The 16,187-nt window shown below is 47.6% G+C and carries 9 protein-coding genes; 1 reads left to right on the plus strand and 8 read right to left on the minus strand.

Going from position 1 to position 16,187, the window contains the following annotated elements:
- Window positions 1–2: 2 nt before the first annotated feature.
- Together BLU99_RS10350 and pckA are read right to left on the minus strand one after the other, a co-directional pair.
- Window positions 3–1,127: a DUF6242 domain-containing protein gene (locus BLU99_RS10350; protein WP_091901813.1), complete on the minus strand. Its 1,125-nt coding sequence runs from the start codon at window positions 1,125–1,127 to the stop codon at window positions 3–5.
- Window positions 1,128–1,774: 647 nt separating this feature from the next.
- Entirely contained in the window at window positions 1,775–3,388 is a 1,614-nt protein-coding gene (gene pckA / locus BLU99_RS10355) for a phosphoenolpyruvate carboxykinase (ATP) (protein WP_091901815.1), read from the minus strand.
- Window positions 3,389–3,692: 304 nt separating this feature from the next.
- Here pckA and upp point away from each other — a divergent pair, with 304 nt between their 5' ends.
- Entirely contained in the window at window positions 3,693–4,349 is a 657-nt protein-coding gene (upp, locus tag BLU99_RS10360) for a uracil phosphoribosyltransferase (protein ID WP_091901817.1), read from the plus strand.
- A 75-nt stretch (window positions 4,350–4,424) separates the two neighbouring features.
- On the opposite strand, the gene BLU99_RS10365 is transcribed toward upp, so the two are convergent.
- From BLU99_RS10365 to BLU99_RS10390, 6 genes are all read right to left on the minus strand, one after another.
- On the minus strand, window positions 4,425–7,451 hold the full coding sequence (locus BLU99_RS10365) for a leucine-rich repeat domain-containing protein (RefSeq protein ID WP_091901819.1): 3,027 nt from the start codon (window positions 7,449–7,451) through the stop codon (window positions 4,425–4,427).
- A gap of 34 nt (window positions 7,452–7,485) precedes the next feature.
- A complete protein-coding gene (locus BLU99_RS10370) occupies window positions 7,486–10,179 on the minus strand; it encodes a leucine-rich repeat domain-containing protein (RefSeq protein ID WP_176771120.1) in 2,694 nt (897 codons plus the stop codon).
- A 214-nt stretch (window positions 10,180–10,393) separates the two neighbouring features.
- Window positions 10,394–11,899 (minus strand): SLC13 family permease, encoded by a 1,506-nt coding sequence (locus BLU99_RS10375; RefSeq protein WP_176771121.1) that lies wholly within the window; start codon window positions 11,897–11,899, stop codon window positions 10,394–10,396.
- Window positions 11,900–12,192: 293 nt separating this feature from the next.
- Window positions 12,193–13,197, minus strand: a complete 1,005-nt coding sequence (locus tag BLU99_RS10380; protein WP_369807721.1) for a 2-oxoacid:ferredoxin oxidoreductase subunit beta — start codon at window positions 13,195–13,197, stop codon at window positions 12,193–12,195.
- A gap of 19 nt (window positions 13,198–13,216) precedes the next feature.
- Window positions 13,217–13,612: a four helix bundle protein gene (locus tag BLU99_RS10385; protein ID WP_091901826.1), complete on the minus strand. Its 396-nt coding sequence runs from the start codon at window positions 13,610–13,612 to the stop codon at window positions 13,217–13,219.
- Between the two features lie 21 nt (window positions 13,613–13,633).
- A complete protein-coding gene (locus tag BLU99_RS10390; protein WP_091901828.1) occupies window positions 13,634–15,481 on the minus strand; it encodes a 2-oxoacid:acceptor oxidoreductase subunit alpha in 1,848 nt (615 codons plus the stop codon).
- Window positions 15,482–16,187 lie beyond the last annotated feature (706 nt).

Raw genomic sequence — 16,187 nt, forward strand, 5'->3', positions numbered from 1 at the left:
TCTTATTCAATCAGGAACCCACGCCAGACACTGTTGTCATCCAAGCTCTTGATCCAGAGATAGCCGTTGTCGTCGGTAGCCGCACTGAGGTGATAGGCTGTCAACTCGCTGGGAAGCGTGAATGCCTTGTTGGTCTTCCACGTGATGCCCTTATCACGACTCTCGTAGATCTTTCCGTTGTCACCGATGGCAAGTATGTGTCCCTTATAACGGAGCAGGTTCAGGTTCTCCATTTTAGGCAGGTAATATACGTTATAACTCTCCATGGGTATGTAGACCCATTTCGACGGTTCACTTCCCGACGCATATTCTGCCAGTTTCCGCCAGACCACACAGGCAGTGCTGTTCTGGTCGTTAGTGCCGATCAGTAACTGGTAGTCTGTGGAATCGTTGGTGGCAAGCGGCCAGGAGGCAAATGCGAACTTGGAGGGCAACAGTGATGAGGCCTCGTCAAGCGAGTCGGCGGTCCAGGTGGCACCCTGATCCTTGCTGACCATCAGTCGTCCGTCGTTTGCAAAGGCGTAAGCCTCGGCAGCGCCAGCTCCGATAAACTGTCTCAGACCAGCCTTCTTGACGGTCTGTTCCCATTTCGCCTTCTCGGTGTCGGTGGGGAAATCCTCGGCTTCCATCTTCTCCCAGGTCAGCACGCCTGTCTTTACCTGATGCTTGTTTACCGTCACCTCGTAAGTGCGGAAGATATCACTGTTGAAAGCATAGACACGGATCTCCCTTGGCTTGGAAAAATCAATGGAGTCGGTACTGGAATAGTAATTCAGCGTGTCGCTGGTGAGACTCTTGATGACAACCGTCCCGTTATTCATGCTGGAAATGCTTGCCAGCACGTGAGTCAGGTCGCAGTCTTCAGGCAGCGAGTCAGTGTTATAGATCTTTCCTTGATAGTGGTCAATATGGAAGACCGGCATCTTGGAACAGGTTGATTTGTATACAGAGTCCTTCCCTGCCGACGTGGTGGTGTGAATGTATCTGTTCACGGTCGTCAGCATAAATTTGGTAATGGCTGTGTCGTCGTAAAAGGTTACTTCAGGATCGTCGTCGGAGCCAAGACATGATGTGTACAGGACAAGGCTTGCCATGACGAGACAGAGGGTGTAGATATATCTTTTCATTCAGTAACGAATTCTTTTTATCACATTTTTGGCTGCAAATTTACGCACAATTCCTCAAAATCAGTTCATTTTCACCTTATAATTAATGAAATTATGTCATAATTTGACCGTTTTTAAGTTAGTTTTGTTTTTCCTTCTTTCATTTTTTCATTTTTTCATGAAAAAAGAGTGTGGTATGAATCACTCACTCCACACTCCTTTCAACGGATGTTGACATGACCCTCGCTCGTCACGACTCGGCAATAGGAGAAAACTCCATGGCCTTGAAGTTAGCGAACGTTGGTGTTCATGAGCGTAATGACACTCAGAACAGTCGCAACAGCAACAAACGCCAACATGACCGCTGTTTGAAAATCTAATAACATAATCTTTACCTTAAAAAATCTATTAACTACTAACCTAATGAATAACAATACAATCTCACGATTGCGCTGCAAAGGTACGTAGAAAATAAGAGTTGGGATTTAAGAGTTAAGAAAAAGTACCTGATGCAGTCGCCTTTTTGACTTACATCAAAAAAAAGATTGGCTGCACCTTTCGGCACAGCCAACCCATTGTATAGAGTATTGTTTTTTGCTCTAAATGAAACTTAGAGTTTCGGACCTGCGACTTGCCCCCATGGGCGAAGTTGCTTTCGGTCCTGCGTTTTACAACTTCGGACCTGCAGCGACCAGAGCCTTACCGGCCTCGTTGCCCTCGTACTTCTTGAAGTTCTTGATGAAACGGGCAGCCAGATCCTTAGCCTTCTCCTCCCACTCAGCAGCAGTTGCATAAGTGTCACGAGGATCAAGAATAGCAGGATTTACGTTAGGCAGCTCTGTCGGAACCTCGAAGTCGAAGAAGGGAACCTTCTTGGTAGGAGCCTTCAGGATGCTTCCGTCCAGGATGGCGTCGATGATACCACGTGTATCGGGGATAGAGATACGCTTGCCAGTACCGTTCCAACCAGTATTAACCAGGTATGCCTTGGCACCGCTCTTCTCCATCTTCTTAACCAGCTCCTCAGCATACTTAGTTGGGTGCAGCTCGAGGAATGCCTGACCGAAGCAAGCAGAGAATGTAGGAGTAGGCTCAGTGATACCGCGCTCTGTACCAGCCAACTTAGCTGTGAAACCAGACAGGAAGTAGTACTTGGTCTGCTCAGGAGTCAGGATAGAAACGGGAGGCAGTACACCGAATGCGTCGGCAGAAAGGAAGATCACGTTCTTAGCGTCAGGACCTGCGCTCTTACCGTTCACCTTCTGGGCAATCTTCTCGATGTGGTTGATGGGGTATGATACACGAGTGTTCTCGGTGACGCTCTTGTCAGCGAAGTCGATCTTGCCATCCTCGGCAACAGTAACATTCTCCAGCAGAGCGTTGCGCTTGATAGCACCATAGATGTCGGGCTCGTTCTCCTTGCTCAGGTTGATAACCTTGGCATAGCAACCGCCTTCGAGGTTGAACACACCCTCGTCGTCCCATCCGTGCTCGTCGTCACCGATCAGCAGACGCTTCGGGTCGGTAGACAGAGTGGTCTTACCAGTACCAGACAGACCGAAGAAGATGGCGGTGTTCTTACCCTCCATGTCAGTGTTGGCAGAGCAGTGCATAGAAGCGATACCCTGCAGGGGCAGATAGTAGTTCTGCATAGAGAACATACCCTTCTTCATCTCACCACCGTACCAGGTGTTGATGATAACCTGCTCGCGAGAGGTGGTGTTGAAGGCAACACAAGTCTCTGAGTTCAGACCCAGCTCCTTGTAGTTCTCAACCTTTGCCTTAGAAGCGTTGTAGATGACGAAGTTAGGCTCGAACTTCTCCAGCTCCTCAGCAGTAGGCTGGATGAACATGTTCGTTACGAAGTGAGCCTGCCAAGCAACCTCCACGATGAAGCGGACGGCCAGACGGGTACCCTCGTTAGCACCACAGAAAGCGTCAACAACATACAGGTTCTTGTTGCAGAGCTCCTTGATGGCAATGTCCTTCACCTTTGCCCAAACCTCCTCGCTCATGGGGTGGTTGTCGTTCTTGTACTCCTCAGTAGTCCACCATACCTTGTCATGGCTCTGAGCGTCATCAACGATATACTTGTCCTTAGGAGAACGACCAGTGTAGATACCAGTCATTACGTTTACAGCGTTGAGCTCTGTGTTCTGACCCTTGTCGAAACCAGTCAGACCAGCCTTCGTCTCCTCTTCGAAGAGAACCTCATACGACGGGTTGTGAGCAATCACGGTAGAACCGGTGATGCCATACTGTGTCAAATCTAACTTTGCCATATTACTATTTTTTTAATTGTGAAAATGATCTCTTAATAAGATGTTCTTTTTAATCGCCTGCAAAGTTACGAATTAATTCACAATAGACTTGTCACAATTCCTGAATTTTGTGTAGGCACACGGCCTTTTTAGGTTAAAGAACTTAAAATTAGAAAGGAAAGTGCCTCTTTTGTCACACCGACATAACAAAAAATATTCGTGGGTGTATAGATATACATACCTTTATGTAATTATTTTCAGAAATCATTGGCATTTTCAGATATTATGCTTACTTTTGCACACATAAACTAAAAACTGTAAGAATATGCAAGTAATAGATTTCAGCAAGAGTAATTCGGTGATCAACCTGTATATGTCGGAACTGCGCGACAAGAACTACCAGAGGAACCGTATGCTGTTTCGTCACAACATCAGACGTGTCGGTGAAATGATGGCCTTCGAGCTCTCCAAGACCCTGGAGTACAAACCGAAGACGGTCACGACCCCTTTGGGAACGCTCGAGATCCCTCTGCCGAAGGAGGATTTGCTGATTGCTACTGTGCTCCGTGCCGGTCTCCCCTTCCATGAGGGGTTCCTCAATGTGTTCGACCATGCCGATAACGCCTTTGTGTCGGCCTATCGGATGTACACCAACCGTGAGCATACCGAGGTGGGTATTCATACCGAATATATGGCTGCGCCCAGTCCGAAGGGGAAGACGCTCATTATCGTCGACCCGATGCTGGCCACCGGCGGTTCGATGGCTGCGGCCATCGAGGCACTGATCAAGACCGGCAAACCCAAGAAGGTGCATATTGCCAGTGTCATTGCCGTACCTGAAGGCTTGGAGGTCGTCAAGACTGTTCTGCCAGAGGATTCCACCATCTGGTGTGCCGCCATCGACCCGGGCATGAACGAGCATAAGTATATCGTCCCAGGCTTCGGTGATTGTGGTGATCTCTGCTACGGCGAGAAACTCTAATTGACTAAAGGATACATAAAATCCCGCTCCAGACAGAGCGGGATTCTTTTTGTTTGTATATGAAGGTCTGAAATGCTATTTGAGGATCTTGACAACCTGGCCGTTTTTCTTCTTGATGATGTTTAGGCCATGCTGGAGGTTGTCGATGCGGTTTCCTTTGATGTCGAAGATCTGGTCATCCTCATCGTCCGTCGTGATAGAGGCAATGCCTGTCGATGTGATGTCATCGACAATCTTGGAGAAGTCCTTCCAGTAAGGAGCAGTCATATACGCCTCTTTACAGCCCGTCGGCACGTGTAATGTCGCTTGCTGTTGTAATGGCAAAAACAAAGTCTCTTCGCTAATGGCAAGAGGGGTAGTGTGATAGACATAGAGGTCTGTCATATTGAAGCACCAGTCAATGAAATAAAGACCGAGGTTCGTCACACTTTGAGGAATGTGGATGGATGCCAGTTTCTCACATCCTTCGAAGGCGCTTTCACCTATATACGTGACGTTGTCGGGGATTGTTATATTCGTCAGACTGCTGCATTCTATAAAAGTCGTTAAGGCTATTGACGTGACGCCATTAGGGATATTTATTGTCGTGAGGTTTCTACATTCCGCAAAAGCGCTTTGGCCTATGTACGTGACGTTGTCGGGGATTGTTATAGAGTTTAAACTGCTGCATTCTGAAAAAGCATATTCGCCAATGTTCGTGAGGCTGTTGGGGAGAGATGCTGTAGTTAAGCTATAGCATTCGTTGAAGGCATTGCTACCTATGGATGTAACTCCGTTAAGAAGAGTTATTGTTGTCAGGTTTTCGCAACGTGTGAAGGCATAATCACTGATGGATGTAATCTTGCCTGGAATAGTTATAGAAGCTAGGCTGAAACATTCCTCGAAAGCGCTTTGGCCTATTGAAGTGACGCTGTTGGGGATTGTTATATTCGTCAGATTGCTACAACCCTTAAAAGCAGCGTCACCTATTATTGTGATGCCGTCATGAAGGGCAATGGTGGTCAGTCTGCTACATCCTTTAAAAGCAACGTCACCTATTATTGTGATGCCGTCATGGAGGGTAATGGTTGTCAGGCTATCGCAGTCTCTGAAGGTTCCTTCGTCTATTGACTTGACATTGTCGGGGATTGTTATAGAGCTCAACCTGCTGCATCCTGCAAAAGCATATTCGCCAATGTTCGTGAGGCTGTTGGGGAGAGATGCTGTAGTTAAGCTACGGCATCCGTTGAAGGCATTGCTACCTATGGATGTAACTCCGTTAAGAAGAGTTATTGTTGTCAGGTTTTCGCAACGTGTGAAGGCATAATCACCGATGGATGTAATCTTGCCTGGAATGGTTATAGAATTCAGATCGATACATTCCTCAAAAGCGCTCTGGCCTATTGAAGTGACGCTGTTGGGGATTGTTATATTCGTCAGACTGCTACAACCCTTAAAAGCAGCGTCACCTATTAATGTGATGCCGTCATGGAGGGCAATGGTAGTCAGGCTTTTGCAGTCTCTGAAGGTTCCTTCGCCTATTGATGTGACACTATTAGGAATATTTATGGAAGTGAGATTATAAAAATAATCGAAAGCATAATCGTCGATAGATGTCACCTTTTCCGTTAACATAATTTTCTCGATAGTATACGCTCCAAGTAACTGTTTTGAATTGACGGTCTCACAGTCCAGCGTTATTTCTTTTAGGTTGCTACAATCGTGGAAGATTTCAGAACCTATATAGGTGGGAGAACAAAGTATAGTAACAGATACCAAACCTGTGCAACCAGAAAAAGCACCATAGCCTATTGAAGTAACGTTGTTAGGAATCGTTATTGCAGTCAGGCTACTGCATCCCTCGAAAGCACCACGGCCTATTGAAGTGATGTTGTCTGGGATTGTTATAGAGTTCAAACTGCTGCATCGCCAAAAAGTCCCTTCGTTTATTGAAGTGATGCTGTTAGGGATTGTTATACTAGTCAGACTTTTACATCCCTCGAAAGCACCATTGCCTATTGACGTGACGTTGTCAGGGATTGTTATAGAGTTCAAACTGCTGCATCCATCAAAAGCACATTCGTTTATTGACGTGACGCTGTTGGGGATCATTATGGTTGTCAGACTGCTGCATCCCTCGAAAGCACTAACGCCTATTGACGTGATGTTGTTAGGGATTGTTATATTCGTCAGACTGCTGCATCCCTTGAATGTGCTATTGCTTATTGATGTAACGTTGTCAGAGAGTGTTATATTCGTTAAACTGCTGCAATCCTCGAAGGCGCTTTCGTCTATAGATTTGACGCTGTTAGGAATCGTTATAGTAGTCAGACTGTTACACCCTTTAAAGGCACAGCAGTCAATGGATGTGACACTGTTGGGGATTGATATTGAGTTCAGATTGGAACAATCTTCGAAAACACCTTTACTTATTAATGTGACGTTGTCGGGAATCGTTATAGAGTTTAGATTGGTACATTTCCTGAAAGCGCTGTTGTCTATAAATGTGACACTGTTAGGGATTGATATAGAAGTCAGACTGGTACAACCAGAGAATGTGGCCCAACCTATGGATGTAACGCCATCCGGAATGGCTATTGTTGTCAGACTGCTGCATGCCAAGAAAGCACCATGGCCTATTGATGTAACGCTATTCGGGATGGTTATTGTTGTCAAATTGCTGCATTCTTCGAAAGCACCATAGCCTATTGATGTAACGCTATTCGGGATCGTTATGGCAGTCAGATTGCTACATCCCAAGAAAGCACATTCACCTATTGATGTAACGCTATTAGGAATCGTTATAGCAGTTAGATTGCTACACTCTAAGAAAGCTCTTTTGCCTATGGAAATAACCTTATATGTTTTACCCATATAAGTCTCTTTCTCTGGGATGACTATATTTCCTGAATATGAGGCTTCGTTATAAGACGAGAACGTTACCTCCAATTCGTAATTGCCTTCAGTGCCAATGCTATCGTAATAAATGGTTACACCCTCATTATTCATCATAGCGATGTCATAGGAATAGCCGTTTGTTCCGATCATACATGCGAGTATGACAAGAAGAAGTCTTGTTGTGAAGTATTTTTTCATTTCTGGTGTACTGGTTAAAATGATCATAAAGTCAAGAGATGTATCAGATATAGCATAGATGCTATTTGAAAATTTTGACAACCTGGCCGTTTTTCTTCTTGATGATGTTTAGGCCATGCTGGAGGTTGTCAATGCGGTTTCCTTTGATGTCGAAGATCTGGTCATCCTCATCGTCTGTCTTCATTGTGGAAATGCCTGTCGATGTGATATCATCGACAATCTTAGAGAAGTCCTTCCAATAAGGAGCTGCCATGTATGCCTCCTTACAGCCAGTCGGCACGTGTAATGTTTGCTGCTGTTGTGTCTCGTCGAAGAATGTCTCTTCTTCAGCAGCGAAGGGAGTCGTATGATACACGTAAAGATCAGTCATGGCGTAACATTCGTTAAACACACATACACCAAGACTTGTCAAACTTTCAGGTATAACGAAGGATGTTAGTCTTGAACAATTCATGAAAGCATTATCTTCTATGGAGGTAATAGAGTTCGGTAAAGCTATGGTGGTTATGCCATGGCATCCATAGAAAGCCCAGGCGCCAATAGATGTGAAACTGTTCGGAAGAATTACAGAGGTCAGGTTGGTGCATTCCTCAAAAGCTTTATAGTCTATGGAAATCACTCCCTCTGGGAAAGTAACAGAAGTGAACCCTTCCGCACAGCAGAATGTATAGGGGTTAATCTTTTTTATACCCTCCGGAATCATGAGATCCTTAACCTCTTCCTCGCCAATATAGAGATGATGAGCATTCGCCAAGGGGTTTGCCTCACGGTCTTTGAAATCAATGTTGCACCATGCCGCCAGATCAGGAATGTGAACAGCTATTAGGCCTTGGCAATTCATAAAAGCCCCTTCGTCTATCGACCTAACGTGTTCGCCCATGGTTACAGACTTCAACCCATAACATGAGTTAAAGGCATCCTTGCCAATGTCTGTCACATGGTTACCGATAACTAGTGACGTGGCATTCTGACAACTGGCGAAAGCCTTTTCACCAATGCTTTTTACGCCATCGCCAATTTCAATGGAAGATAATTCTGTACAAAAACTAAATGCATTTACTTTAATAGATGTTTCCCCGTTTCCTGGAATAGACAAGGAATTCAAGCCGCTGCACCCTAGGAAGGCTCCATCACCTATGGATGTGACGCTATCAGGAATCGTTATTGTGGATAAATTACTACAGCCCGCGAAAGCCCGATCACCAATGGTGGTGATACTGTTAGGGATAATCACCGAGTTTAGCTTGCTACATTCAAAGAATGTATAATCACCAATGGTGGTAATGTCGTCAGGAATAGTTACTGTGGTAAGGTCGCTACATCCGTAGAATGCTTCTGGATGGATAGATGTTACTTTTTCTGTCATCACAACTTTCTGGACAGAGCCTGTTTCTTTTAATATTGGCGTGACCGTTTCACAATCAAAAGTCACTTCTTTTAAGTTGGAGCAGTAGAAAAAAATTCCTTGACCTATTGAGGTCGGGGAACAAGAAAGTTGTGCAGAAGCCAGGTTCTCACATCCCAAGAACGCATAATCGCCAATCGATGTGACGCTATTAGGAATCGCAATTGTGGATAGATCACTGCACTCTCGGAAAGCTCCATTACCAATGGTGGTGATACTGCTGGGGATGGTCACCGATGTGAGCTTACTGCACTCTCGGAAAGCTCCATTACCAATGGTGGTGATACTGTTGGGGATGGTCACCGATGCGAGCTTACTGCACTCTTGGAAAACCCCATCACTAATGGCGGTGATGTTGTTAGAGATAGTTACTGTGGTAAGGTCGCTACATCTGTAGAAAGCCTCTGGATGGATAGATATTACTTTTTCTGTCATCACAACTTTCTGGACAGATTCGGTTTCTTTTAATATTGGCGTGACCGTTTCGCAATCAAAAGTCACTTCTTTTAAGTTAGAGCAGTTGAAGAATATTCCTTGACCTATTGAGGTTGGGGAACAAGAAAGTTGTGCAGAAGTCAGGTTCTCACATCCATAGAACGCATAGCTGTCAATCGAAGTAACACTATTAGGGATCGTTATTGTGGACAGATTACGGCACTGTTGGAAAGCTCCATCACCAATGGTGGTGATGCTGTTAGGAATGGTTACTGTGGCAAGGTCGCTACATCTGTAGAACGCTTCTGGATGGATAGATGTTACATTCTCTGTCATCACAACATTTTGGACAGATTTGGTTTCTTTTAATAAAGGTGTAACCGTTTCACAATCAAAAGTCACATCTTTAAAGTTTGTACAATCGTGGAAGATTTCTTGACCTATGGAGGTAGGGGCGCAAAGGAATAAAGCCGAGATTAAACTATTACAACCACTAAATGCATGATTACCTATAGCAGTTACGCTATTTGGTATGGTTATAGAAGTTAAACTGTTACATTCCGTGAAGGCAAATGTTCCTATAGCAATTACGCTATTGGGTATGGTTATAGAAACCATGTTGCTGCATCCTTGGAAAGCGTAATCACCTATGGATGTAACGCTGTTAGGTATGGTCACCGATATCAGTTTGTGACAATATGCAAAAGCGTAGTCGCCTATAGAGACCACCTTGTATGTTACGTCCAGATAGGTCACCTCTTCTGGGATAACAACATCGCCATAATATGAAGTGTCCTCTGGAGAAAGGAATGTCACCTCTAAATCCTTATTGTTATTAGCATAGTTGTAATAAATGTCGGTGCCTTGAGCATTCTTTACTGCGATGTCATAGGAATAGACATTTGTTCCGATCATACATGTAAGTACGACAAGAAGAAGTCTTGTTGTAAGATTATTAGTCATGATTATAACTTGTTGGTTGAATTAATTTATAGTTTACGGTTGCAAAGATAATCATTTAATTTCATTTAGTCGCAGATTTGGCGTTAAATCTTTTGCTCTTAATACCAAAAAATCCCGCTCAAGGCAGAGCGGGATTTTTTGTTGGTATATAATAGATGAAATTCTCTTAGATCAGGTGGAGCGTACCCATCAGGTACACGAGGCCGAAGCCGAAGAGCATCGAGATGAAGCCCATGATGATACCCATCTTCACCATGTCGTTCTGCTTCACATAACCAGTAGCGAAGGCCAGAGCGTTCGGCGGGGTAGAGATCGGCAGGATCATGGCCGACGAAGCGGCGATGGCCACACCAATCAGTACGGTCGGGGTACCACCGATAGGATCGAGTTTGTCGCCCATGGCACCGCAGACGATAGCCAGGATCGGCATGAGCAGTGCTGCCGTAGCCGAGTTCGAGATGAAGTTCGACAGCAGGTAGCAGATAGCACCGCCAAGAAGCAGGATGAGCACTGGTGAGAACTCACCGAAGGGAATGCTCTCCACGGCATTGGCTGCCAGACCAGAGGCGTTCAGACCATAGCCGAGGGCGAAGCCTCCGGCCACCATCCAGATGACACTCCAGTTGATCTGCTCCAGGTCGCGCTTGTTGATGACACCCGTCAGGGCGAACACCATGAACGGTATCATGGCCACTGTATTAGAGTTGATGCCAGTGAACTTGTCAGACAGCCAGAGAGCGATGGTGACGAAGAATGTCACGATGACGATCCACGAGTGACGTCCCTTCTGTATGCCGCCCTCAATGGTCAGTTCGATGTTCTTCTGGGTGAAGGGGAACATCTTCAGGAGGATCCTCCAGCTGATGAACAGCAGCAGGATGACGAGGGGGAACATGAACATCATCCACTGACTGAAGCCCAGACCGAGGTTCAGACCCTCAGGGTCGTTCAGGTATTTCAGGGCGATGGTGTTTGGCGGTGTACCGATAGGGGTACCCATACCACCGAGGTTGGCAGCCACGGGAATCGACATGGCCAATGCGACACGGCCTTTGCCTTCGGGCGGCAGCTGACGGAACACCGGTGTCAGGAAGGTGAGCATCATAGCGGCGGTGGCTGTGTTCGACACGAACATCGAGAACAGACCGGTGATGAGCAGGAAGCCCAACAGCACCATCTCACTGCGTGTGCCGAATGGTCTCAGCAATACCTTAGCCAACTGAGCGTCGAGACCTGTCTTCGTGGCGGCGATAGCCAGCACGAATCCACCGATGAACAGCATGATGGTCGGGTCGGCGAACGTGGCCATCACGCCCTTGTGACTCAGTACTTTTCCTACAACCTCCTCATTCACCATCGGTGCGATACCACTGTCCGTACAGAACAGCAGCATGATGACGATGATGGCGATTGACGTGGCCCACGAGGAGACCACCTCAAGAACCCACATCAGTGTGGCAAACGCGAAGATGGCGATGATGCGCTGCTGGATGACGGTCAGGTTCTGGATGCCGTACCACTCGGAAGGCATGTTCCAAAGCAAGAGGGTTACTATGGCTACCAGAGCAATCTTGATAGCCCTTTTGGTACCATCGGCAGGATGGTATTTACGTTGAAAACGCATCTTATGGTACGTCTCAACGAGTGGAAATCCTTTGTATATGTGAAACATATCTAATAGTAATTGTTGATAATTCTTAGATTCTTGTGGTCGTTTTTTGAAAACCGCCACAAAGGTAGTAAGTTTTTGAGAATAAAGTAATAAGAATGAAATAAAATACCCGTATAACGAGTGTATAAATACACAAATACTTCTTTTGCTCTTGCTCTCTTTGGCGGAATTGTCAAGTAGACTTTGCAAACGATTGCCTTTTTGGGCCTCTGATTGACAGGAATCAAAAAAGGATAAAAGGGCAGAGCGCTCTGTCCTTTTATCCTTGGTTGTGTGTGGATATCTTCTTCAGCCTATTCGCTGACAGTCCAGATGTCGTTGGTTTCCAGCAGCTCGGTGAAGTTGTGATACTTCTTCTGAGCGCTCACCTCTTCCAACTGAGCGTGAACGGCCTCGTCGTAGGTCGGTGCATCCACGTCACGGATCACGCCGAGGGCGATGGGGAAGCCGTCTTCCGGAGTCATCATGGCGAGCTTCAGTTGCAGGGTGTTGTCCTCGCAGTGAGCATCGTGAACGAGTACATCGTCGATGGTGTAGCCGTCCTTGCCGATCTCCACCACCTTCAGGCCGAAGCCCTCCTGTACCAGTCCGAACTCGTTGTTCTCACCGAACACGAGCTTCTCACCGTGGCGCACGTAGATGGCGTTCTTCTTACGACCCTCGTTGTTGTACACGATGTCATGGCAGTGGTCGTTGAAGATCACGCAGTTCTGCAGGATCTCGCAGACGGCGGCACCCTTGTGCTCGTAGGCGGCCTTCAGGATCTCTACGGTTCCCTTGGCGTCGGTGGCGACGGCACGGGCGAAGAAATGGCCGCGGGCACCGAAGCAGAGCTCGGCAGGACGGAACGGATCCTCTACCGTTCCGTAAGGGCTCGACTTCGACACGAAGCCACGTGGTGAGGTGGGTGAGTACTGACCCTTCGTCAATCCGTAGATACGGTTGTTCAGAAGGATCATGTTCAGATTGATGTTACGGCGGTTGGCATGGATGAAGTGGTTACCACCGATAGCCAGTCCGTCACCGTCGCCCGACACCTGCCATACGGTCAGGTCGGGGTTGGCAACCTTCGCACCCGTGGCGATGGCGGCGGCACGACCGTGGATGGTGTTCATGCCGTAGGTCGCCATGTAGTGGGGCAGACGACTGGAGCAGCCGATACCAGAGATCACTGCTACGTTCTCGGGAGCTACGCCGATCTCGGCCATAGCCTTATGGAGTGAAGCCAGGAAGAAGTGGTCACCGCAACCAGGGCACCAACGAGGCTGGCCTTTCTTGAAATCATTTGCTGTAAACATTTTAATTAAGAGTTAAGAATTAAGAGTTAAGAATATTACAGTCATTATTGTCATATTTATCAGAGTTTTCTTTGGTCGTCTTCACAATTGATGCTAAAATGGATGTTATCTCGTTAGCTTCATTGTGAATAGACTCAAAGGTTTTATCATCTATATATTCACTATCATGTAAGAGTTCAATCCAGTAGAGAGTCTCATTGGCTTCTTTTAATGCGATCGAGGTCTTGCTTATAAAGTCTGCACGGCTTTGTGCAAATTTAGCCTCACGCATCATAGCGCCAATTGAGGTACCGCTTCGAAGCATCTGTTTAGATAACACAAATTCTGATTGTTGTCTTGTCAGATACTTGTATGCTTTTACCATTCGCAAGGCGAACTGATAAGCACGGTTTTCTATCGGATTTTCCAGAGTCATTTATTTCTTAATTCTTAACTCTTAACTCTTAATTATATTCTCGAACGAGTCTACGAGTTCGGAAACAATGAAAGGCTGACCCTTTACCTGGTTGAACTGGAACGGAACGAAGTTGTCGACCTTCATGCGCAGGTAACCGGCGAGCTGACCCATGTTCTGCTCGGCCACAACCACCTTCTTATACTTCTTCAGCACGTCGGCCGTGTTCTTCGGCAGCGGGTTCAGGTACTTGAAGTGCGTCTGAGCCACCTTGTAGCCCTTGGCACGGAGCTCGTCCATGGCAGAGTGCAGATGACCGTAAGTAGAACCGAAGCCCACGATGAGCAGGTCGGCATCCTGTACGTCGCCGTCGATCTCCAGATCGGGCACCTGGATGTTCGCGATCTTCTGCTGGCGCAGACGCGTCATCAGGTCGTGGTTTTCCGGGTTCGTAGAGATGGCGCCTGTGTTAGAGTCTTTCTCCAGTCCGCCGAGGATATGAGCGAAGCCCTCACGACCCGGCACGGCCCAGTAACGGGTACCGTTCTCGGCACGCATATACGGTGTCCATTTTCCTTTCAGTTCCTCGGGCACGTATGGCGGATTGATCGGGTCGAGCTTGGCGATCTCGGGGAGCTTGAAGGCACCCGAGCCGTTGGCCACGAAGGCATCGGTGAGCAGCACCACAGGTGTCATGTGCTCCAGGGCGATCTTACAAGCCTGGTAGGCGGCGTCGAAGCAGTCGGTAGGACTGGTGGCGGCCATCACCGGCATCGGACTCTCACCGTTACGGCCGAAGAGAGCCTGCAGCAGGTCGGTCTGTTCTGATTTCGTGGGCAGACCCGTGGCAGGACCGCCACGCTGTACGTCGAGCACCACGAGCGGCAGCTCCATGATCACGGCGAGGTTCATGGCCTCACTCTTCAGACAGATACCAGGACCGGAGGTCGAGGTCACGCCCAGGGCACCGGCGAACGAGGCGCCCAGTGCTGAGGCACAGCCCGAGATCTCATCCTCGCACTGTACGGTGGTCACGCCCAGCGACTTGTGCTTCGACAGCTCGTGGAGCACGTCGGTGGCAGGGGTGATGGGGTAGGAACCCAGGTACAGACGGAGACCGGCCTTCTCGGCAGCGGCGATGAAGCCGTAGGCCGTGGCCTTGTTACCTGTGATGTCCATATAACGTCCGGGCACCTTCTCCTTCGACTCAATGCGGTATACGTTGACAGCCGAGGAGTGGGTGTTATGACCGTAGTCGTAGCCGGCCTGCACCACCTTAATATTATTCTCTGCGATGGCAGGCTTCTTAGCGAATTTCTCTTTGAGGAAGTTGGCCACCAGAGTCAGGTCGCGGTCGAAGAGCCAGCAGACGAGTCCGAGGGCGAACATGTTACGGCATTTCAGCATCGCCTTGTTGTCCATGCCCGAGTCGGCCAGACAGTCCTTGACCATGGTGGTGAGCGGGCACTGGATCACACGGTCGGGGTCGATGTTCATCTCACCGAGGTAGTCCTCAGTCTTGAATTGTGCCTTCTCCAGATCCTTCGGACCGAACGAGTCGGTGTCGATGATGATCGTGGCACCCGGCTTAGCATAGCGGTACTGCGTCTTCAGGGCGGCGGCGTTCATCGCAACGAGCACGTCGCACTTGTCGCCCGGGGTGTACACCTTTCCGGCGCCGATGTGTACCTGGAAGCCTGAGACACCCGTCAGCGAGCCTTGCGGGGCGCGGATGTCCGCTGGGTAGTCTGGGAATGTAGAGATGCCGTTACCAACGGTGGCACTGACCGTAGAAAAAATGTTTCCGGCCAACTGCATACCGTCACCGGAATCACCCGAGAAGCGGACAACAACCTGGTCCAGCTCCTTCACTTCTAATTGTTCTGCCATAACTATTTGTTTAATTACAATATTTCTCTCTTTTGGGCTGCAAAATTATGCAAAATCTGCGAAACAACCAAGCGTTTTCGAATAAAAATTCATATTTTGTAGCCAATAATGTATGTTTTATGTATATTGATGTGCATTTCTGATAAATGACGCTGTTTCTCGTCCCAAAGAGCCCCCGCTCCCAAGCTTGCGGTTGCTGAGCCTGCCGAAGCAATGCCCCACGGTCCCTGAGCCTGTCGAAGGGTTGTCCCAGAGCGGCCCCTGAGTGGTTCCTGAGCTTGTCGAAGGGCCAAATACGATATATCTTTACAAACGATCGTTCATAACTCGCACAGAGGTCAGGAACGCTGGAGTGAGGGCCATAGACGCGAGTTTTAGGCGGTTTTTGTAATCAGTTGATAATAAGATGATTATACATATACGAGGACAGGGTGGCATCTTTCCCTCAAAGAGATAGGCCCCAAGAGTCATGGAGATAGGCTCTACAAGTGAAAGAGATAATCCCTATACCCTATAAGAGATTATCTCCTTCTCTCGTAGGTGCCATTCCTTACCGTCATGGAGATAATCTCCTTGACTGTAAGAAGCCACCCCTACCCAAAGTAGCCCCCATCTCTACGCCAAACAGGGGGAAAAGGAACTAAAAGTCCCCCTTAGTTTTTCTGGTTCACAACATCAGACGACCACTTTTTTCGGCACATTTTTA

This window comes from Prevotella sp. lc2012, assembly GCF_900107065.1.
Taxonomy (GTDB): domain Bacteria; phylum Bacteroidota; class Bacteroidia; order Bacteroidales; family Bacteroidaceae; genus Prevotella.